Below are 18979 nucleotides of genomic sequence, written 5' to 3'. Positions count from 1 at the left end.
ATCCGCCGCTGTGCTGCGACAGTAACGGTCGTGATTACGGGGCTATGAAGACGGTCGCAATGGGCCCTATCAGCGCGTCCAGAGCGATCTAACGCGGCCTGAAGTACTTCCGTACGAAGCTCGCCTGACTGGCGTTGCTCCCGTAGACGAACCGTTCTGCGTTTTGGCAGACGCTGGCGTTGTTCTCTTTGGTCAATAGACCGGAAGGAATGGCGTCCGCCAGCGTGGACATCCGCTCTATCGTGTTGGTGGCGACGAACAGGCGATGCGGGCTCAGGGCCATCATCAGGAAGGCGTTCGTATGCCCAAGGCCACCAGACACGATTAGCGGCTGATCGGACGTCAGAAGTTCGTGCTTCAGGCCTTTGAGGTTGAAGACCTTTTTGGTCATCCGGTTGATGTGCGTCCCAATCGGGAGCGAATTCGACAGAATCGCGAGCAGCTTCTTCGTGCCAAGATCAACGTCACGCGGCCGGGCGGATGCGAAGTAGTCGGCGAGGTTGGCCGGGTCGCCGGGTTGCTTCCACGTGGCGTAATCGGCTTCCAACTCCGGGGTGATTTCAGGATTCACGGTCTTGAGTGTTTCGGCCAACTGTTCATGCAGGCCCGCCATCCGCGCAGGTGACCGGTGCATCAGCGTCATCAAGTACCGGCTCCAGTCGTTCATTTGGGTGGCGTCGAGAGGCGGTACGACATCTCCGGAAGTGAACAGGTCCATAAGCTTCGACGCGGCGTCATCGACCTTCGACAAGAACTCGCGTTCGAGCGCGTCGCCAAATTCTGGGTTCAGGGTGGCGGTATAGAGGTGCGGTCGATACCCTGTTTGCGCCGGTGTTTTCCGGTCCCAATCCAGCCCCCTCGCGTGATGGAAGAAGGCGACCAACTTTCCGTCTGAGCCCGTGGCCCATCGCTTCAGGTAGCCCCTCGGAACGTAGTGGTGATCTTTCGAGACGTTCGCAGTCATGCCGGAATGGTCTCAGGCTTCACCTTCCAACGCCAGAGCGCGCGGATCTTTCAAAAATGGAACTAGCCCCGGCCAACATTTTAGGTTTGGCGCGCCTAGCCCTGACCAATGATTTCGTGGGCGATGAGTATGGCCGTCGTGTCCATGGTCGAAAGCGGATGGTGGTTCTGACCGTACCGCCCGCTGTCGGACTTATTGCCGACGCCGTGGACTTGGATGGTTTGGGTCAGGATACGTGAGCCGCTGACGACACGTGCGCAGCGGTGTCGCCAACGGTGACGGTGAAGGGGAAAGAGGGACGCACACTCTTTAACTCCCCCTGCCATGGCCCATGAGTACGCCTCCGCCAGGCCCGGCGGGCGCTCATCGCGGCGGGTCTATCCAGTCCTCACGTCCGTGACGCACGCGCTGAATGAGAATGTCCGGCCCGTCGAGCCGGTAGAGGATGATGTGGCTCTTGTACGGATGGACGCGTGACGGCGGGATCAGTTCGGGTCGTTCCGGCGCGGCGCGTGGGAAGTCGGACAGGAACATGAAGGCCTGCTCCAGCCCCGCGTGATAGCGCTCGGCCTGGTTCACGCCGAATTCGCCGACCCCCGCGAGATAGATTTGCAGGATGTCTTCCTCGGCCTTGCGGCTGAGCCTATAGCCCATGGTCCGCGCCGGTCCGGCGTCGCGCGGCCTGGAGGATGTCGCTCATGGAATTGGGGCTGACGCCGCTTGCCTCGGCTTCGTCGACCAAGCGCTGCAGGGCGACGAGCTTGGCGGCGCGTTCCTGGTCCCGGCGGATCAGGTCGCGCACATAGTCGCTGGCGTTGCTGTAGCGCCCGGTTTGGGCGCGGCTCTCGACCCAGTCCTTCATGGCGTCGGGCAGGGAAACATTCATGGTGGCCATTTCACACCTCTCCCGCGGAGGGTGATATTTTGGCAAGGATTGTCAAGATGGAACCGGCTTCCAGCATGATGAAGGCGCCGCCTACTTCGCCACCACCTTCGGCAAGCTGGTGATCGGCTCCAGCGTGATGTCGCGGAAAAACGTCTCCGCGCCTTCCGACTGCAGCTGGATCGCGCCGTGGGTCAGGGGGGCGCCGTCGGCCTTGAGGTCGTGGACCTCCATCACGGGCACGCCGTTGACCACGTGGACCGCGCGGTCGCCCAGCACGTAGAGGTCCAGGGTGTTCCATTCGCCGGCCGGCTTTTCGGCGTCGCTGTAGGCCTCGATGTTCCATAGCGCCGTGCCGCCCTTGGCGGTGGTGGCGCGGCCGGCGGGCGAGAACCGCAGCTTGGGCGCGATCAGGGTCGGATCGTCGACGGCGGTCGCGGTGGCGCTGATCGCCTCGCCCACCGGCACGACCATGCCGATCGAGCCGGTCATGATCTCGAACTCCACCGCCTGGCTCCAGGTGCCCCAGACCGCGCCGGGCGCGCCGTGCGAGTGGTAGAGCAGGCCGTTGTTGGGCGCCTGGTCCGCACGGGGCGGCCAGCGGCCTTTGCCCCACTTGTACTGGAGCTTCAGGTGGTAGTCGCGGAAGTCGCCCTTGTGGACCAGGCTGCCCCAGATCTTGCCGTTGACATAGATGGCCGGGCGGCCGTCCTCGACCACCGCCTTGAAGATCTCGGCGCTCTTGGGGCCGGCGCCGATCGGGGCGATGGGCGGGCGCCTGTAGGTCAGGGCCGGGTCGGCATAGCCGAGCCAGGCGTCCCAGTTGCCGAGGTCCTTGCCGTTGAACAGCGAAACCGACGGCCCGGCGGCTTTCGGGACCTCGGCCAGGGCCAAGGGCGGCGCCGGGGCGGCCAGGACGGGCGCGGCGAGGGCGGGCGCCGCGGCGGCCAGCGCCAGGGTGAAGGCCAGGATCTTGAGCATGCGTCCTCCCGCGCGCGTCTGGGTGGGCGGCAAGGTAGCTGACAGCGTTGTCGGTGCAAGCCTGGCATGGTCGTAGACGGGCGCGGCCAAGTCACGGGGGCGCCCGCCAAACCGGCAGGTCGGCCTTGTGACGTCCTGATCCCGAGTCGTTCGCTTCCCAGCCGCCGCCATCGGCGCCACCTTGGCCGTCATGGCCTATCGTACGACCCTGGGCGGCGCCACCTGGACCTTCGAGACCCTGGCCGAGTTGATGGCCAAGGCCTCGCCGCCGCGCTCGGGCGACGCCCTGGCGGGGATCGCCGCCGCCAGCGCCCAGCAGAACGTCGCGGCCAAGATGGCCCTGGCCGACCTGCCGCTGAAGAGCTTCCTGTCCCAGGCCCTGGTCCCCTACGAGACCGACGAGGTCACCCGCCTGATCCTGGACGGCCACGACGCGGCGGCCTTCGCGCCCGTGGCGTCGCTGACGGTGGGCGAGTTCCGCGACTGGCTGCTGTCGGAGCTGGCCACGCCCGCCGCCCTGGCCCGCCTGGCGCCCGGCCTGACGCCGGAGATGGCCGCGGCGGTCAGCAAGCTGATGCGCAACCAGGACCTGATCCTGGCGGCCTCAAAGTGCAAGGTCACGACCCGCTTTCGCAACACCATCGGCCTAGCCGGGACCATGGCCGTGCGCCTGCAGCCCAACCACCCGACCGACGATCCGGCCGGGGTCACCGCCTCGATCCTGGATGGCCTGCTGTACGGCTGCGGCGACGCGGTGATCGGCATAAACCCGGCCAGCGACAGCCTGAACGTCCTGGGCGACCTGACGCGGCTGATGGACGACCTGATCCGGCGCTTCGACATTCCGACCCAGTCCTGCGTGCTGACCCACGTGACCACGGCGATCCAGCTGATCGAGCGTGGCGCGCCGGTCGACCTGGTGTTCCAGTCGATCGCCGGTACGCAGGCCGCCAACGCCAGCTTCGGCGTCACCCTGGACCTGCTGCGCGAGGGGCTGGACGCCGGCCGCTCGCTGGGGCGCGGGACTGTGGGCGACAACGTCATGTATTTCGAGACCGGCCAGGGCTCGGCCTTGTCGGCGGGCGCCCACCACGGCGTCGACCAGCAGACCCTGGAGGCCCGCGCCTACGGCGTGGCCCGCGTCTTCGAGCCGCTGCTGGTCAACAGCGTGGTCGGCTTCATCGGCCCCGAATACCTCTATGACGGCAAGCAGATCATCCGGGCCGGGCTGGAGGACCACTTCTGCGGCAAGCTGCTGGGCGCGCCGCTGGGGGTGGACGTCTGCTACACCAACCACGCCGAAGCCGACCAGGACGACATGGACAGCCTGCTGACCCTGCTGGCCACGGCGGGCGTCACCTTCGTGATGGGCGTGCCGGGGGCCGACGACGTGATGCTGAACTATCAGTCCACCTCGTTCCACGACGCCCTCTATGTGCGCGAGCTGCTGGGCCTGAAGCGGGCGCCGGAGTTCGAGGCCTGGCTGCAGCGGGCGCGGATCGTCGGGGCGGACGGCCGCCTGGCGCCGCGCGCCGCCGGCCATCCGTTGCTGGCCGCTGGAGTCGCGGGATGAGCGCGCCAACCTTGCCTGAGGGAGTCACGCCCGATCCCTGGACCGCCCTGCGCCGCCACACCCCCGCCCGCATCGCCCTGGGGCGGACGGGCTCCAGCCTGCCGACCGCCGAGGTGCTGGGCTTCGCCCTGGCCCACGCCCAGGCTCGCGACGCGGTCCATGCGCCGTTCGAGGCCGAGGCGACGGCGGCGGCGATCCAGGCGCTCGGCCTGGAAACCCTGATCGTCGACAGCGCCGCTCCGGACCGGGCGTCTTACCTGCGTCGGCCGGATCTGGGCCGCACCCTGTCGGAGGCCGGCCGCGCCACCCTGGCGGCGCGCACGCGCGGGGCCTGCGACCTGGCGATCGTCGTCGCCGACGGCCTGTCCAGCACCGCCGTCCATGCCCATGCCGCGCCGCTGGTCGAGGCCCTGCTGCCGGCGGTCCGCGAGGCCGGCTGGCGGATCGGGCCGGTGGCCGTCGCCCGCCAGGCCCGCGTGGCCCTGGGCGACGCCGTGGGCGAACTGCTGGGCGCGCGGCTGGTCATCCTGCTGGTCGGCGAGCGGCCGGGCCTGTCGTCGCCCGACAGCCTGGGGGCCTATATCACCTTCGCGCCCAAGGTCGGGCGCACCGACGCCGAGCGCAACTGCGTGTCCAACATCAGGTCCGAGGGGCTGGGCTACGAGGCGGCGGCGTTCAAGCTGGCCTGGCACGCCCGCGAGGCCCTGCGGCTGGGCCTGACCGGCGTGGGGCTGAAGGACGAGAGCGACACGGCCGCCCTGACGGCGGTCACGCCCCCGCGTATCGCTCCAGAAGGATCGCCAGCGCCGACAGACTGACGCAGGAGACGGCGGTGGTCAGGGCCACGATCCGCGCGCCGCCGCGCTCGAACACGCTGTAGGCCTTGGTCTGGATGAAGACGTTGACCGCGGTCGGGGTGGCCGCCAGCAGGGTCGCGCCCAGGCGGAAGGGCAGGGGCGCGTCGACCAGGCCGGTGGCGAACCAGGCCAGGGTCGGCATGACCATCAGCTTGCCGACGGCGGCGACGACGATCGGGCCCCAGCGCGGAATGGGCGCGGGCTCCTCGTCGGTGGGCTCGCACGGCACGCCGGCGGCCGGCAGGCCGGTCAAGCCCAGGGCGACACCGAGGGCGACCAGGGCGACGGGGCTGCCCGAGGCGGCCGCCGCGGCCACCGCACGGTCCAGCACGCCGGGCAGGGACAAGCCGGCCAGGGCCATGACCGAACCGGTGATCGCCGCCAGCACGATCGGATTGCGCAGGGCCTGCATCAGCGAACGCCAGGTCGAGCGGCCGCCGGCCCAGCCCAGCAGGCCCACGCCGATGGCCGCCACGACCACGAAGTCCACCGCCACCACGCCGGCCGAGACTCGCGCGGCCTCCGGGCCGAGCACCGCCAGGGCGATGGGCAGGCCCAGGAAGGCGCTGTTGCCCAGGCTGGCCGACAGGGCTCCGCCGGCCCGCTCTTCTCGCGTCCAACGCAGGGCGATGCCGATCGCGACCATCAAGAGCACCACCAGAAGGGCGCAGGCCCCATAGGCCAGCAGGCCCAGGGTCAGGGCGCGGTCGGGAACACCCACGCGCGACAGCGAATGCACCAGCAGGGCTGGAAAGCCGATCCAGTAGACATAGGTCGACAACCCCGCCGACATTCGGGCGTCGAACAAACGCAGCCGGGCCAGGGTCACCCCGCAGGCCACCAGCAGGAAAAACGGCACGACCCGCTGCGGCACGTCGAGCAACAGGTCGATCACAGGGTCACCGGCAAAGGGCGCAAGCGTGGCGGTCTCCGCCCGAAGGGGCCGTCCGTCGATAGCATCGGTCGCGGTCGGCGGTCAAAGTTCGGCCGTTTTCCGGATCCCGCAGCGCGGCGGCTGCTACCGCTCGTCCGTCGGCAGGCGAATGTGCGCCAGCCGCCAGGTGAACAGCTTGTCGCGGCGGAAGGTGAAGACCGTCGCCTTGGACGGCTGGCCCGGCCGCTTGACCGAGATGCGCACGCGGTTGGGATCCCAGTAGACGATGGTCGGGTGCGGACTGGCGACGGCGGCCTTGACCTTGTCGAAGGCGGAGGCGGGCTGGGACGCGACGGCCGGCGCGGCGCCGGGCGCATAGCCCCGGGTCAGGGCCGCCAGGCCCGGGACGGTCAGGTAGCGGTCGACCCTGGGCTCGGGCGGGGCGATCGGCCCCATGGCCCGCTTGAAGACGCCCAAGGGGTCGCGCCAGATTGATGGCGGCTCGGCCGGCGCCGCGGCCGGGGTCTCCTTCAGCTCGGCGGTCAGGCCGCCGCGCACCGCCGGGAAGTCGACCAGTTCGGCGATCGCCTGCACGTCCTCGTACTGGGCGGCGGCCTTGAGGGCGCGAAAGGCGAACCACGGCGCCGTGGCGAAGACGGCGGCGAAGATCGCGATCGCCAGGACCACCAGGTCCCAAAGCCGCTTCTGAAGGGTCATCGGCGCTCCGCGCGAACGTTGAGGCCGCAGGACAGCCTATTCCCCCCGTCCGGGCAAGGCGTCTCTCAGGACGGCGCGGTGCGACGTTACGCGCCTTGCCCGGACCGGGTCCGAGAGCGAACTTCCTTGCCTAGTCAGGGGAAACGGGCGTTTCTTAGGACGCAAGACCCCCCGGCGACCAGTGAGGTGCCCGTGTCCGATAAGTTCCTGTTGGTCGATGCGGACGGGGCGTATGCGCGTTTCGCGGTGGTCGAGGCCGGCGAGCCGCCCGCGACGACCGAGGTGATACCGGCCGCCTCGCTGGACGAACTGATCGAGAAACTGGGCGAAGAACTGTCGAAGCGGGGCGGCCCGCGCCTGCGCGGCGCGGCGTTCTCGGCGCCGGGGCCGATCTTCGGCAAGACCCTGCAGGTGACCCACGCCAACCTGAAGCTGGACGGGGAGGTGCTTTCCGAGAGGCTGGGCGTCGCCGACGTCCGCCTGGTCAACGACTTCACCGCCCGCGCCATGGCCATGCCGCTGCTGGGGCCGGAAGCCCTGGAACAGATCGGCGGGGCGCCGCCCAAGGGCCAGGCGCCAGCCGCCGCCCTGGGACCGAGCACCGGCCTGGGCGTGTCGATCCTGAACCCGGACGGCTTCGTGGGCTGGGTGGCCACGGCCAGCGAAGGCGGGCACGCCGCCCTGGCGGCTGGCACCGCCCGCGAATGCGCGATCATCGAACACCTGAGGCTGGCCAATCCTTACGTCTCGGCCGATCGGGTGCTGTCCGACGGCGGCCTGCTCGAGGTCGCCGCCGCCATCTCCGAGCTGGACGACCATGGGCCGCGGACGGGGGATTTCGCGCAGCTGGTCGCGGCGGCGCGCGCCCGGGACCCGATCGCGCGCGAGGCCTTCGCGCTGTTCTCCAGCTGGCTGGGGGCGGTCTCGGGCGACCTGGCGCTGGTGGCCGGGGCCCGCAGCGGCGTCTACATCTTCAGCCCGATGATGCTGGACTGGACCGACCTGTTCGACCGCGACCTGTGCCGCGCCCGCTTCGAGGCCAAGGGGCGGATGGACGTCTATATGAAGGACATTCCGCTCTATCTGGTCCTGGAAGCCGACTGCGGCTTGCTGGGCCTTTCGGCGCTCTATGCCGAACGGGGACCCTTCTAGAGCGTCGCGCGGAAAAGTGGACGCCGGTTTTCCGCAAAAGCGATGCGAAAACAAAAATCTAGAGCGAACCGTGCGATTCCTGCATCGTGCGGTTCGCTCTAGGCGGTGTGGCGGTAGGGGAGGTTCAGCGAGGGGCAGGCCGCCTCACCGGTGAACCTGGACGAAATCGGCGCGACGATCGGTCCGCTGAGGAAGGGGGCCTTCAGTCGACGGCAGAGGTCGAGTTCGCGCAGGCTCTTGACCCCGGCGATGCCCTGCCAAACCCGCTTGGTGCGGTAGATGGCGGAGTCGCGCAGGAAGCGGGTGATCGCCGCGGCGCGCTGTCGCTCGTCCTCGCCGCTCAGCACCAGGGTCACGCTGTTCACCGCGCCGGCCTGCAGGCTCTCGATCCGGAAGCCCGGGTCGGAGACGTGCAGGTCGAGCAGTGAGAACCGGTCGGTCAACAACGAGCGGACCTTGCTGATCGCGCCATAGCTGGGTTCGCGGGGCACGTCGTAGATGTTGGCCGCCAGCCTGGGCCGCAGAGCGCGCGGCAGCTTCTGGAGGGCGGGCTCGTAGGCGCGCTGCAGGCTGGGCTTGATCAGGGCGGAAAAGCAGAACGGCACGAACAGGTAGCCTGACGGCCCGGAGTCCGCCGCCACCAGCGCGGCGTCCAGGCAGGCCTGGTCGCGCTCGACGGCCTCGACCAGATCGATGGCCGGCGCGCCGTCGATCTCCGCGCCCCAGCCCACGCCGCCGCCGACGAACAGCTCCTTGGGCAGGTAGTAGATGCCCCACCAGCCCGTCCGCGGCGATTCCACCTGCAGGAGGTCGTCGATATCGCCCGCCGCCGGCGAGAGGGCGGCCAGTTCCTCGGCCGGCGGGGCCCCGGCCGTCGGACCGTCCGGCGGCGTGAGGCTGACGGCGCCGTCCGGCGTGATCTTGCAGACCCGGCCGGCGAAGCCGCTCTTGTCGAGGCCGTCCAGCAGGGTCTTCAGCGCCATGGCCGGGGTGCCCGCGAACCGCATGACCTCGGCCTGGTCGCCCTCCAGCATCAGCAGCGTGACCTCGCCCGCACCCTGGTCGCCGAACAGCTTGTGCTGCAGCTCCCGGGACATCCGGCACAGTTCCTCGGCGTCCAGGCTGGTCGCCCTGGGGTCGGCGAGGACGAAGGAGAACGGGGCCACCAGGCCGTACCGGCGCGGCCAGGTCCAGTGGGTCTCCAGGTAGGCGGAGGCCACCTTGGCGACGACGCCGGCCATGGTTTCGGCGTCGGCGAAGACCAGTTCCTCGCCCACGAAGATCTTCAGACAAGCGATCGCGGTCATACGCGGACCATGGGACAAACCTCTCGATCAGGCGGCCGCCTCGAGGTCATGGAACGCGCGGCGCGAGGTCGCGGCGCCAAAAGACCCGACCCTAGTTGTAGGGGCGAGGACCCTGAAACGCAAAACGCCTCTCCCTAGGGGGAGAGGCGTCGCGAAGGTCGAAGACCCTGGAGCCTAGGCCGTGGCCATCGCCTTCTTCAGGTTCTCGTCGATCTTGTCGAGGAAGCCCTCGGTGGTCAGCCAAGACTGCTTGTCGCCGACCAGCAGGGCCAGGTCCTTGGTCATGAAGCCGCTTTCGACGGTGTCGACGCAGACCTTTTCCAGGGTGTGGGCGAAGGCGGCCAGGTCGGCGTTGTCGTCCAGCTTGGCGCGGTGCGCCAGGCCGCGGGTCCAGGCGAAGATCGAGGCGATCGAGTTGGTCGAGGTCGACTCGCCCTTCTGGTGCTGGCGGTAGTGGCGGGTGACTGTGCCGTGGGCGGCTTCGGCCTCGACGGTCTTGCCGTCCGGGGTCATCAGCACCGAGGTCATCAGGCCCAGCGAGCCGAAGCCCTGGGCGACGATGTCGGACTGCACGTCGCCGTCGTAGTTCTTGCAGGCCCAGACATAGCCGCCCGACCACTTCAGCGCCGAGGCGACCATGTCGTCGATCAGGCGGTGCTCGTAATGGATGCCGGCGGCCTTGAACTTGTCGGCGTACTCGGCGTCGAAGATCTCCTGGAAGATGTCCTTGAAGCGGCCGTCATAGGCCTTGAGGATCGTGTTCTTGGTGGAGAGATAGACCGGATAGCCGCGGCCCAGGCCGTAGGCGAAGCTGGCGTGGGCGAAGTCGCGGATCGAGTCGTCGAGGTTGTACATGCCCATGGCCACGCCGGCCGACGGGCTCTTGAACACTTCGTGCTCGATGGTGGCGCCGTCTTCGCCGACGAACTTGATCGACAGCGTGCCCTTGCCCGGGAACAGGAAGTCGGTGGCCTTGTACTGGTCGCCGAACGCGTGGCGGCCGACGATGATCGGCTGGGTCCAGCCGGGCACCAGGCGCGGCACGTTCTGGCAGATGATCGGCTCGCGGAAGATCACGCCGCCCAGGATGTTGCGGATGGTGCCGTTCGGCGACTTCCACATCTTCTTCAGATTGAATTCGGTGACGCGCTGTTCGTCGGGGGTGATGGTGGCGCACTTGACGGCCACGCCGTGCTTCTTGGTCGCCTCGGCCGCGTCGATCGTGACCTGGTCGTTGGTGGCGTCGCGGTTCTCGACGCTGAGGTCGAAGTAGTCGAGCTCCAGGTCCAGGTACGGGAAGATCAGCTTATCCTTGATGAGCTTCCAGATGATCCGGGTCATTTCATCGCCGTCCATGTCGACGACGGGGTTGGCGACTTTGATCTTGGCCATTGCGGGGTCTTTCCTCTCGCGGTGGCGCGCCTGTGACTCTTTGGCGCACAGGGCCAAGGAGCGGCGCGGACGGCGTGCCTATAGACTGTTGCGGGCCGGGGGGAAAGCCGAGGCCGCCGGGATCCCGCGACGAAGCCATTTTCGCGCGCTAAGTGTTTGATCCGCGTGTAAATCCTTGTTGAGGCTTCTTGGGGTACGAACCAGGCGTGGAGAAGCGGACCGCCATAGCCGACGTCACTTCGCCGCTCGCGCGGCGGCTGCTGGCGATCGTCGCCATCCTGTCCATCGCGGTGACCGGGGTGGCCACGGCCGTGACCTTCGTCTTCGTGCAGCGATCGGCCGCCGACGCCCAGGTGCGTCACCTGACCGAATATGCCGCCGAGCGGGTCAAGACCGAGGACCGGTTGTTCTCCGACCTGGTCAAGGTGCACGAGGCGGCGTCCGACTCCCTGGCGCGGCGGCTGCAAGCCCTGGACCCCCGCACAGTCGAGCGCGAGTTCGACGCCCAGTTCCCGCGGCGCGGCGACGGCACCCGCCGCACGGCCGACGCCCTCTATGACGGCGAGGCGATCGACGGCGACTACACCTATGGCATCGGCGGCTACCTGCGCGACGCCGACAAGCTGACCCCGCAGCAGAAGGCGCTGTTCCTGGCGGCGACCCAGGTGGTCTCGCACACCGGCGAGGCCGAGCTGAACCGCTACGACAACTTCTATTTCTTCACGCCGGACACCCGGCTGGTGATGTTCGGGCCGCGGCGCCCCGATCGGCTGATGTATTACCGTCACAAGGCCCCGCCGACCTTCGACGTCAGCGGCGAGGAAATGACCCTGCTGACCCTGCCGCAGCAGAACAGCGAGCGGGTGATGAAGTGCACCAAGCTGCGCAAGCTGCTGTCGGACCCCAGCGGCCGGGGCCTGAACTCGGCCTGCATGACGCCGTTCGACTATCACGGCAAGCAGCTGGGGGCCTGGGGCACCAGCCTGTCGCTGGACTCCTACCTGCTGCGGGCGGTCGAGGACGCCCTGCCCGGCGGGCGCAACATGATCGTCTCGTCCGACGGCGAGCTGATCGCCGCGCCCGGCCTGGCCAAGAACGGCGTCGTCGACGCCCGGGCCCTGGTCCGGGCTCAGGCCCAGGAGGGCGTGGCCGACGTCGTCCGTCAGATCCGCGCCCTCGGCGCCGACGTGGGCGCCATTCGCCACGGCGACCGGGTGATCGCCTACGGACGGCTCAAAGAGCCCGACTGGTACTTCCTGATGAGCTTCCCGTCGGGCGACCTGGTGTGGTCGGCGGTCAAGACGGCCTCGTGGGTGCTGCTGTTCGGCGTGCTGGGGGTGATCATCCAGGTGGCGCTGCTCTATCGGGTGATGCGCCTGATGGTCGAGCGGCCGCTGCGGATCCTGGCCGAGGCCCACCGCACGGGCCAGGTCGTCGAGGCCGAGCCGATCGAGGCCCGCGCCGACGAGATCGGCGCTCTGGCCCGCACCCTGCGCGACCAACGCGATCGCAATATCGAGCTGCTGCGCTCGTTGGAGGAACGCGTCGCCGAGCGGACCGCCGAGCTGGAGCGCGCCAACCAGGCCAAGTCGGTGTTTCTGGCCAACATGTCCCACGAGCTACGCACGCCGCTGAACGGGGTGATCGCCATCGGCGACCGCCTGGGCGAGGAGGCCGATCCGGAACGCCGCCGCGAGCTGGCCGCCCTGGTCACCTCGTCGGGCCGGCTGCTGGAGCAGGTGCTCAGCGACATCCTCGACGTCTCCAAGATCGAGGCCGGCCAGTTCCAGCTGACCCCCGCGCCCTTCGACCTGGCCGCCCTGGTCGGCGGCGTCGCCGAGCTGCACCGGGCGTCGGCGCAGGCCAAGGGGCTGGACTTCCGGTGGTCGATCCAGTCGGGCCTGGCGGGCGGCTATCTGGGCGACGCCGGACGCATCAGCCAGATCCTCAACAACCTGCTGGCCAACGCCGTCAAGTTCACGGCCCTTGGCGAGGTGGCGCTGAGCGTCGAACAGGCCGACGAGGGCCTGAGCTTCATCGTCAGCGACACCGGCGTCGGCTTCGACGACACCGTGCGCCGGCGGCTGTTCAAGCGTTTCGTCCAGGCCGACCAGTCGATCACCCGCCAGTTCGGCGGCTCGGGCTTGGGCCTGTCGATCTGCGCCGCCCTGGCCGAGATGATGGGCGGCCGCATCGACGCCCGCGCCGTACTGGGCCGTGGCGCGACCTTCCGCGTCGACCTGCCCCTGACCCGCATCCGAGCCGTCGAGGACGCCGCGCCGGACGACGAGGACGAGATCTCGCTGGAAGGCCTGCGGGTGCTGGTCGCGGAGGACCATCCCACCAACCAGAAGGTGGTGGAGATCATCCTCCAGCCGTTCGACGTGGCCCTGACCATGGTCGAGGACGGCCAGGCGGCGGTGGACGCCTTCCAGCCCGAGGCCTTCGACGCCATCCTGATGGATATGCAGATGCCGGTCATGGACGGCCTGACCGCCACCCGCCTGATCCGTGAGCGCGAAGCCGCCGCCGGCGCCGCGCCGGTGCTGCTGGTCATGCTGACCGCCAACGCCATGGAGGAGCACGTCTCGGCCGCCAAGGCGGCCGGCGCCGACCTCCACCTGGCCAAGCCGGTGCGCCCGGCCCAGCTGCTGGAGGCCCTGGCGCGGGCGCGGACGACGCGCGGTGCGGCGGCCGTCAGCGTCGCCGGATAGGACTACTTCGCCGCCTTGATCACCACCCGTCCGACGTCGGCGATGGCCTTCTCCTGCGCGGCGACCGGCAGGGGCGAGCCGGAGACGAAAGCCACGACGGCGAACTTGCGGCCGTCCTTCAGGGTGTAGACGCCGACATCGCCGACCAGCGGGGTGAAGGCCTGGTCTGTGCGCGCCGTGGCGGGCGCGTGGACCAGGTGGGCGCCGTCGGGCAGGGCGGCGCCCAGGCGGCCGGGCCCCTCCCGCGTCTGGCCGATGAGCCGGCCCAGCCGTCGCCGCGACTCCGGTCCCAGCAGCTCGGCCTGGTTCAGGGCCTCCAGCAGCCGCACGACGCCCAGGGGCGTGGCGGTGTCGCGCGGGTCGGCCAGGGCGGCCAGGGTCGCGCGCCGGCGCTCGGCGGGCGGGACCCGGGCCAGGGCGGCGCGATAGGCGGCCTCGCTCTTCCAGTCGGCGCGGAACGAGGCCAGGCCGAGGGTTTCGGGCAGCAACTGGCGCTGGTAGCGGTCGAGGTCGAGATTGTTGACCTTGCGGCCCTGCAGCCAGGCGGTGATCGCGCCGGGACCGCCGACCCGCTTCAGCAGCACGTCGGCGGCGGTGGTGTCGCCCTGGCCGACCGCGCGCTCCAGCAGTTCCCCGACGGTGTAGGTGTTGCGGCCGGGCCAGGCGTCAGCGATGGCGCTGGGCGGCGGGGAGAGGTCGACGTCCTCGATCAGCACGACGTCGTCCAGCCGAAGCCGGCCGGCCTCGACCTCGGCCATCACCGCCGCGCCCAGCGGGATCACGGCCGCGCCCAGCAGCGGAAAGCGCCTCTCGCCGTTGAACGAGATGATCTGGCCGGTGCCCAGATCCTCGACGGCCACGCCCAGCTGGCCCGGCGCGACCCGGTCGGCGATCGGCTGGAAGTCGGCCGTCATCTTCTGGCGGTCGAACAGCGGGTCCTCCTGGCCCAGCATCGGCGGCTCGCCGCAGCCGGCGAGGGCGAGGACCAAAAGAACGACGGCGGCGGAGCGGAACATCGAAGGTCTCGGTTAGCTTCAGCGCGAGCTGGACCGTAGCTAAACGCACGAACCGCCGTCGTGGGGCTTGCACCGGGCGGCGGTCCGGCGGCAAAGGGAGGCGATGAGCGCCACGAACCCTCCGCCCTGCGTGATCCTGAACCAGCCGCAACTGGCCGAGAACATCGGCGCGGTCGCCCGGGTGATGGCCAATTTCGGCCTGTCGGACCTGCGCCTGGTCAAGCCGCGCGACGGCTGGCCGCAGGAGCGCGCCTGGGCCAGCGCCTCGGGCGCCGACTGGCCGCTGGACAACGCCAAGGTGTTCGACCGTCTGGAAGACGCCATCGCCGACCTGAAGCTGGTGTTCGCCACCACGGCCCGACCGCGCGAGACCCGCCTGCCGGTCTACACCCCGCGCGAGGCCGCCGCCCACCTGTCGGCCGATGTCGCCCAGGGCCGCGCGGTGGGCCTGCTGTTCGGCGGCGAGCGGGCCGGGCTGGAGACCGACGACATCGCCCTGTGCCAAGCCATCGTCTCGATCCCGATCGACGAGCGCTTCCGGTCATTGAACCTGGCCCAGGCCGTGTCGATCAACGCCTACGAATGGAAGATGACGGTCGACGACCGGCCGTGGTCGAGGTTCGAGTACAACGTCGCCGAACCGGCCGACCAGTCCAGCCTGCTGGGCCTGTACGGCCAGCTGGAGGACGAGCTGGACAAGGCCGGCTTCTATCATCCGCCCGAGAAGAAACCGTCGATGGTCCGCAACCTGCGCGCCCCGCTGGCCCGGGCCCGGCTGACCGAGCAGGAGGTGCGCACCTTCCGCGGCGTGGTCACCGCCCTGTCGCGCGGCCGGGGCCGGGTGCTGGCCAAGCTGGCGGCCCAGAAGGCCGCCCAGAAGGCGGCCAAGGGCGAGACTGAGGGGTAAGGGCTCGACCCCGTCGCGCCTCAAAGGCAAGGTGCCGCCGACTCGACTTCCGGAGACCTGAACGATGAAGACCCGCGCCGCCGTCGCCTTCGAGGCCAAGAAGCCGCTGGAGATCGTCGAAGTCGACCTGGAGGGCCCCAAGGCCGGCGAGGTGTTGATCGAGATCAAGGCCACCGGCGTGTGCCACACCGACGCCTATACGCTGGACGGACTGGACAGCGAGGGCCTGTTCCCCTCGATCCTGGGCCACGAGGGCGCGGGCGTGGTGGTCGAGGTCGGGCCCGGCGTCACCAGCCTGGCGGTTGGCGACCACGTGATCCCGCTCTACACGCCCGAATGCCGCCAGTGCAAAAGCTGCCTCAGCGGCAAGACCAATCTCTGCACGGCGATCCGCGCCACCCAGGGCAAGGGCCTGATGCCCGACGGCACCAGCCGCTTCTCCTACAAGGGCCAGACGATCCACCACTACATGGGCTGTTCGACCTTCTCGAACTTCACCGTGCTGCCCGAGATCGCCGTGGCCCGGATCCGCAAGGACGCGCCGTTCAAGACCGCCTGCTACTGCGGCTGCGGCGTGACGACGGGCGTGGGCGCCGTGGTCAACACCGCCAAGGTCGAGCCGGGCGCCAACGCCGTGGTGTTCGGCCTGGGCGGTATCGGCCTGAACGTCATCCAGGGGCTGAAGCTGGTCGGCGCCAACATGATCGTCGGGGTCGACCTCAATCCCGACCGCGAGGCCTGGGGCCGCCAGTTTGGCATGACCCACTTCGTCAATCCCAAGGACGTGCAGGGCGACCTCGTCGCCCACTTGGTGGCCCTGACCGACGGCGGGGCGGACTACACCTTCGACGCCACCGGCAACACCACGGTCATGCGCCAGGCGCTGGAGGCCTGCCATCGCGGCTGGGGCGAAAGCATCATCATCGGCGTGGCCGAGGCCGGCAAGGAGATCGCCACGCGGCCGTTCCAGCTGGTCACCGGTCGAGTCTGGAAGGGCACGGCCTTCGGCGGCGCCCGCGGCCGCACCGACACGCCCAAGATCGTCGACTGGTACATGGACGGCAAGATCCAGATCGACCCGATGATCACCCACGTCCTGCCCCTGGAGCGCATCAACGAGGCGTTCGATTTGATGCACAAGGGCGAGAGTATCCGGACGGTGGTGACGTTCTGATTTGATCCTTTCCCCCTTGCGGGGAAAGGTGGCCGCGAAGCGGTCGGATAGGGGGTGTCGGCTCGACGCTGGCTCCCCCACCCCCAGCCCCTCCCCGCAAGGGGGAGGGGAGGAGCTTGAAATGGTCGAAACCCTCGCCACCCACCGCACCCAGGGCGGGACGTTGCGCTACTGTCGGCACCACAGCGCCAGCACCGGCACGCCGATGAGGTTCACTGTGTGGACCCCGGACGGGGAGGGGCCGTTCCCGTACCTCGTCTGGCTGTCGGGCCTGACCTGCACCGAGGACAACTTCACCACCAAGTCGGGCGTTTATGCCCACGCGGCCCGGCATGGCGTGGCCATCGTCGCGCCCGACACCAGCCCGCGCGGCGAAGGCGTCGCCGACGATCCGGCCTACGACCTGGGGCAGGGGGCGGGGTTCTATGTCGACGCCACGCAAGCGCCGTGGGCGCCGCATTTCCGGATGTATTCCTACGTGACGCGGGACCTGCTGGAAGCCGTCGACGCCGCCTTTCCGCTCGACCCCGCGCGGCGCGGCATCTTCGGCCACTCGATGGGCGGCCACGGGGCGTTGACCATCGCCCTTAGGAACCCGGACCTGTTCAGGTCGGTCAGCGCCTTTTCACCGATCGTCTCGCCGCTGAACTGCCCGTGGGGCGAGAAGGCGTTGGGCGCCTATCTGGGCGACGACCGCGCCGCCTGGCGAGGCCATGACGCCGTTGCCCTGGTCGAGGACGGGGCGGGCGCCAGCTTCGACGAGATCCTGGTCGACCAGGGCCTGGCCGACAGCTTCCTGGACAGTCAGCTGAAGCCCGAACTGCTCGAAGAGGCCGGCGCCGAGGCCCGCCTGAAGGTCACGGTGCGGCGGCAGGCGGGCTACGACCACAGCTACTTCTTCATCGCCACCTTCATCGGCGACCATGTGGCCTGGCACGCGGAGAGGCTCGGCGGCCGGCTTTGAGGCGCTTGGCGCCTGTGGTAGGTTCAACGCCATGACCCCCGAACCTTCCATCTTTGATCAGGTCGATGACGAGGCGGAAGCCGCCGCCGACGCCGAAGGCCTGGCGGATCTTGAAGCTGGGCGGGTCGTTCCTCACGCCGAGGTCGCCGCCTGGCTCGAGACCTGGGGAACACCTGACGAAAAGCCCGCGCCCGCCTCGTGGTTCAAGTAGTCTGGACTCGCCGCGCGCTGTCGGATCTGGCGGCCATTCGAGCCTATATCGGTCAATTCAGTCCGCTCGCCGCGCAGCGCATGGCCATGCGGCTCAAGCGAGCCGGTGACAGCCTCGGCGAGCACCCGGAACGGTCACGGTCCGCAGGACCGGGTTTGCGGGAGCTGACGGCGATCCCGCCCTACATTCTGCGCTACCGCATAACGCCCGACGCGGTGGTCATCGTGCGTATACGCCATGGCGCTCAGCAAACGGACTGAGTCTCCCGCCGTTGACTCCCCGCCGCCCCTCCGTCATAAACCGCCCCTTCTCGCCGCCGGCTTGCCGGACGGCGCGAAAACCGCATGACGGAATGACCCGAAGCCGCCGTTGAGATCGCACCCTCCCGAGGGGGCCGGCCCGGATCGACAAAAGAGTGACTTATGTCCAAGCGCCATAGCGCCAAGTACAAGATCGATCGCCGCATGGGCGAAAACCTCTGGGGCCGGCCGAAGTCGCCGGTGAACCAGCGGTCCTACGGCCCCGGCCAGCACGGCCAGCGTCGCAAGCAGAAGGTTTCTGACTTCGGCCTGCAGCTGCGCGCCAAGCAGAAGCTGAAGGGCTACTACGGCAACCTGACCGAAAAGCAGTTCAGCCGCACCTATGAAGAAGCCGCGCGCCGCAAGGGCAACACGGCTGAAAACCTGGTCGGCCTGCTGGAATCGCGCCTGGACGCCGTCGTCTACCGCGCCAAGTTCGTGCCGACCCCGTTCGCGGCCCGTCAGTTCGTCAACCACGGCCACGTGCTGGTGAACGGCAAGCGCGTCAACATCGCCTCCTACCGCGTGAAGGCCGGCGACGTGGTCAGCGTCCGTGAAAAGTCGCGCAACATGGCGCTGGTGATCGAGGCCCTGGCCTCGTCGGAACGCGATTTCTGCGACTACATCACGGTCGAAGCCAAGGCGATGACCGCCACCTTCGTCCGCGCCCCGGAACTGGCCGAAGTGCCGTACCCGGTGAAGATGGAACCGAACCTCGTCGTCGAATTCTACGCTTCGTAAGCGTCGACCTCGAAGACGATCGGAAAGGCCCCGGGGAAACCCGGGGCCTTTTTCGTTATTCCTCCCCCTGTGGGGGAGGTGGCCCGAAGGGCCGAAGGGGGAATTCCACCATCCGACAACTCCCCCCACCGATCGCTATGCGATCGCCTCCCCCCACAGGGCAGGGGAATCGCATATGGATTTTTGGTCCGAACGGGATTCTGAGGGTGTCTCCTTGTGAGAGGGAGACGGTCGGATGGAGATGTTCGCGGCT

19 protein-coding genes are annotated in these 18979 nt (G+C 69.0%); 10 read left to right on the top strand and 9 right to left on the bottom strand.

Going from position 1 to position 18979, the window contains the following annotated elements:
* Positions 1-88 precede the first annotated feature (88 nt).
* The 4 genes from J2X41_RS19860 to J2X41_RS19845 form a co-directional block, all read right to left on the bottom strand.
* Positions 89-964, bottom strand: coding sequence for a DUF4238 domain-containing protein (locus J2X41_RS19860; protein ID WP_310084794.1), 876 nt, complete (start codon positions 962-964; stop codon positions 89-91).
* Between the two features lie 363 nt (positions 965-1327).
* Positions 1328-1618, bottom strand: coding sequence for a type II toxin-antitoxin system RelE/ParE family toxin (locus tag J2X41_RS19855; protein ID WP_310084792.1), 291 nt, complete (start codon positions 1616-1618; stop codon positions 1328-1330).
* Positions 1608-1859, bottom strand: coding sequence for a type II toxin-antitoxin system ParD family antitoxin (locus J2X41_RS19850; RefSeq protein WP_310084788.1), 252 nt, complete (start codon positions 1857-1859; stop codon positions 1608-1610). Before J2X41_RS19850 ends, J2X41_RS19855 begins: the two co-directional genes overlap by 11 nt.
* A gap of 81 nt (positions 1860-1940) precedes the next feature.
* Positions 1941-2828 (bottom strand): DUF1080 domain-containing protein, encoded by an 888-nt coding sequence (locus J2X41_RS19845; protein ID WP_310084785.1) that lies wholly within the window; start codon positions 2826-2828, stop codon positions 1941-1943.
* A 190-nt stretch (positions 2829-3018) separates the two neighbouring features.
* On the opposite strand from J2X41_RS19845, the gene J2X41_RS19840 reads away from it, so the two are divergent.
* Both J2X41_RS19840 and eutC read left to right on the top strand, forming a co-directional pair.
* The gene (locus tag J2X41_RS19840) at positions 3019-4401 is read left to right on the top strand and encodes an ethanolamine ammonia-lyase subunit EutB (RefSeq protein ID WP_310084781.1); all 1383 of its coding nucleotides are present in this window, start codon (positions 3019-3021) and stop codon (positions 4399-4401) included.
* Complete coding sequence (gene eutC / locus J2X41_RS19835) at positions 4398-5219, top strand: ethanolamine ammonia-lyase subunit EutC (RefSeq protein ID WP_310084779.1); 822 nt, start codon at positions 4398-4400, stop codon at positions 5217-5219. The genes J2X41_RS19840 and eutC overlap by 4 nt, the downstream gene beginning before the upstream one ends.
* Here eutC and J2X41_RS19830 read toward each other — a convergent pair.
* Both J2X41_RS19830 and J2X41_RS19825 read right to left on the bottom strand, forming a co-directional pair.
* Positions 5170-6153: an AEC family transporter gene (locus tag J2X41_RS19830; RefSeq protein WP_310084776.1), complete on the bottom strand. Its 984-nt coding sequence runs from the start codon at positions 6151-6153 to the stop codon at positions 5170-5172. The two genes, eutC and J2X41_RS19830, sit on opposite strands and share 50 nt — an antisense overlap.
* A 123-nt stretch (positions 6154-6276) precedes the next feature.
* Positions 6277-6849 (bottom strand): DUF2939 domain-containing protein, encoded by a 573-nt coding sequence (locus J2X41_RS19825; protein ID WP_310084772.1) that lies wholly within the window; start codon positions 6847-6849, stop codon positions 6277-6279.
* Between the two features lie 192 nt (positions 6850-7041).
* On the opposite strand from J2X41_RS19825, the gene J2X41_RS19820 reads away from it, so the two are divergent.
* Positions 7042-8001 carry a glucokinase gene (locus J2X41_RS19820; RefSeq protein ID WP_310084770.1) on the top strand — a complete coding sequence of 320 codons (960 nt, stop codon included), beginning with the start codon at positions 7042-7044 and terminating at the stop codon, positions 7999-8001.
* Between the two features lie 98 nt (positions 8002-8099).
* On the opposite strand, the gene J2X41_RS19815 is transcribed toward J2X41_RS19820, so the two are convergent.
* Positions 8100-9308, bottom strand: a complete 1209-nt coding sequence (locus J2X41_RS19815) for a hypothetical protein (protein ID WP_310084766.1) — start codon at positions 9306-9308, stop codon at positions 8100-8102.
* A gap of 174 nt (positions 9309-9482) precedes the next feature.
* A complete protein-coding gene (locus J2X41_RS19810) occupies positions 9483-10700 on the bottom strand; it encodes an NADP-dependent isocitrate dehydrogenase (RefSeq protein ID WP_310084762.1) in 1218 nt (405 codons plus the stop codon).
* A 206-nt stretch (positions 10701-10906) separates the two neighbouring features.
* On the opposite strand from J2X41_RS19810, the gene J2X41_RS19805 reads away from it, so the two are divergent.
* Positions 10907-13414: an ATP-binding protein gene (locus J2X41_RS19805; protein WP_310084760.1), complete on the top strand. Its 2508-nt coding sequence runs from the start codon at positions 10907-10909 to the stop codon at positions 13412-13414.
* 2 nt (positions 13415-13416) lie between these two features.
* On the opposite strand, the gene J2X41_RS19800 is transcribed toward J2X41_RS19805, so the two are convergent.
* On the bottom strand, positions 13417-14430 hold the full coding sequence (locus J2X41_RS19800; RefSeq protein ID WP_310084758.1) for a serine hydrolase: 1014 nt from the start codon (positions 14428-14430) through the stop codon (positions 13417-13419).
* A 103-nt stretch (positions 14431-14533) separates the two neighbouring features.
* Here J2X41_RS19800 and J2X41_RS19795 point away from each other — a divergent pair, with 103 nt between their 5' ends.
* From J2X41_RS19795 to rpsD, 6 genes are all read left to right on the top strand, one after another.
* A complete protein-coding gene (locus tag J2X41_RS19795) occupies positions 14534-15337 on the top strand; it encodes an RNA methyltransferase (protein ID WP_310084756.1) in 804 nt (267 codons plus the stop codon).
* 64 nt (positions 15338-15401) lie between these two features.
* Positions 15402-16511 carry an S-(hydroxymethyl)glutathione dehydrogenase/class III alcohol dehydrogenase gene (locus tag J2X41_RS19790; protein WP_310084752.1) on the top strand — a complete coding sequence of 370 codons (1110 nt, stop codon included), beginning with the start codon at positions 15402-15404 and terminating at the stop codon, positions 16509-16511.
* 121 nt (positions 16512-16632) lie between these two features.
* Complete coding sequence (gene fghA / locus J2X41_RS19785; RefSeq protein ID WP_310084750.1) at positions 16633-17475, top strand: S-formylglutathione hydrolase; 843 nt, start codon at positions 16633-16635, stop codon at positions 17473-17475.
* Between the two features lie 31 nt (positions 17476-17506).
* A complete protein-coding gene (locus J2X41_RS19780; protein WP_310084747.1) occupies positions 17507-17686 on the top strand; it encodes an antitoxin in 180 nt (59 codons plus the stop codon).
* Positions 17674-17946, top strand: a complete 273-nt coding sequence (locus J2X41_RS19775) for a type II toxin-antitoxin system RelE/ParE family toxin (RefSeq protein WP_310084746.1) — start codon at positions 17674-17676, stop codon at positions 17944-17946. Before J2X41_RS19780 ends, J2X41_RS19775 begins: the two co-directional genes overlap by 13 nt.
* A gap of 162 nt (positions 17947-18108) precedes the next feature.
* Entirely contained in the window at positions 18109-18726 is a 618-nt protein-coding gene (gene rpsD, locus J2X41_RS19770; protein WP_310084743.1) for a 30S ribosomal protein S4, read from the top strand.
* Positions 18727-18979: the final 253 nt, after the last annotated feature.

Source organism: Caulobacter sp. BE254 (assembly GCF_031457295.1).
Classification (GTDB): Bacteria; Pseudomonadota; Alphaproteobacteria; order Caulobacterales; family Caulobacteraceae; genus Caulobacter.
The sequence above is the reverse complement of the archived record's forward strand: the minus strand, read 5'-3'. Positions and strand labels throughout refer to the sequence as shown.

Excerpts from the sequence above, each read along its gene's own strand:
- J2X41_RS19795 (WP_310084756.1), top strand. The coding sequence starts at position 14,534 with ATGAGCGCCACGAACCCTCCGCCCTGCGTGATCCTGAACCAGCCGCAA.
- J2X41_RS19855 (WP_310084792.1), bottom strand. The coding sequence starts at position 1,618 with ATGGGCTATAGGCTCAGCCGCAAGGCCGAGGAAGACATCCTGCAAATC.
- J2X41_RS19790 (WP_310084752.1), top strand. The coding sequence starts at position 15,402 with ATGAAGACCCGCGCCGCCGTCGCCTTCGAGGCCAAGAAGCCGCTGGAG.
- J2X41_RS19825 (WP_310084772.1), bottom strand. The coding sequence starts at position 6,849 with ATGACCCTTCAGAAGCGGCTTTGGGACCTGGTGGTCCTGGCGATCGCG.
- eutC (WP_310084779.1), top strand. The coding sequence starts at position 4,398 with ATGAGCGCGCCAACCTTGCCTGAGGGAGTCACGCCCGATCCCTGGACC.
- J2X41_RS19840 (WP_310084781.1), top strand. The coding sequence starts at position 3,019 with ATGGCCTATCGTACGACCCTGGGCGGCGCCACCTGGACCTTCGAGACC.
- J2X41_RS19845 (WP_310084785.1), bottom strand. The coding sequence starts at position 2,828 with ATGCTCAAGATCCTGGCCTTCACCCTGGCGCTGGCCGCCGCGGCGCCC.
- J2X41_RS19800 (WP_310084758.1), bottom strand. The coding sequence starts at position 14,430 with ATGTTCCGCTCCGCCGCCGTCGTTCTTTTGGTCCTCGCCCTCGCCGGC.
- rpsD (WP_310084743.1), top strand. The coding sequence starts at position 18,109 with ATGTCCAAGCGCCATAGCGCCAAGTACAAGATCGATCGCCGCATGGGC.
- J2X41_RS19780 (WP_310084747.1), top strand. The coding sequence starts at position 17,507 with ATGACCCCCGAACCTTCCATCTTTGATCAGGTCGATGACGAGGCGGAA.
- J2X41_RS19810 (WP_310084762.1), bottom strand. The coding sequence starts at position 10,700 with ATGGCCAAGATCAAAGTCGCCAACCCCGTCGTCGACATGGACGGCGAT.
- J2X41_RS19860 (WP_310084794.1), bottom strand. The coding sequence starts at position 964 with ATGACTGCGAACGTCTCGAAAGATCACCACTACGTTCCGAGGGGCTAC.
- J2X41_RS19815 (WP_310084766.1), bottom strand. The coding sequence starts at position 9,308 with ATGACCGCGATCGCTTGTCTGAAGATCTTCGTGGGCGAGGAACTGGTC.
- J2X41_RS19850 (WP_310084788.1), bottom strand. The coding sequence starts at position 1,859 with ATGGCCACCATGAATGTTTCCCTGCCCGACGCCATGAAGGACTGGGTC.
- fghA (WP_310084750.1), top strand. The coding sequence starts at position 16,633 with ATGGTCGAAACCCTCGCCACCCACCGCACCCAGGGCGGGACGTTGCGC.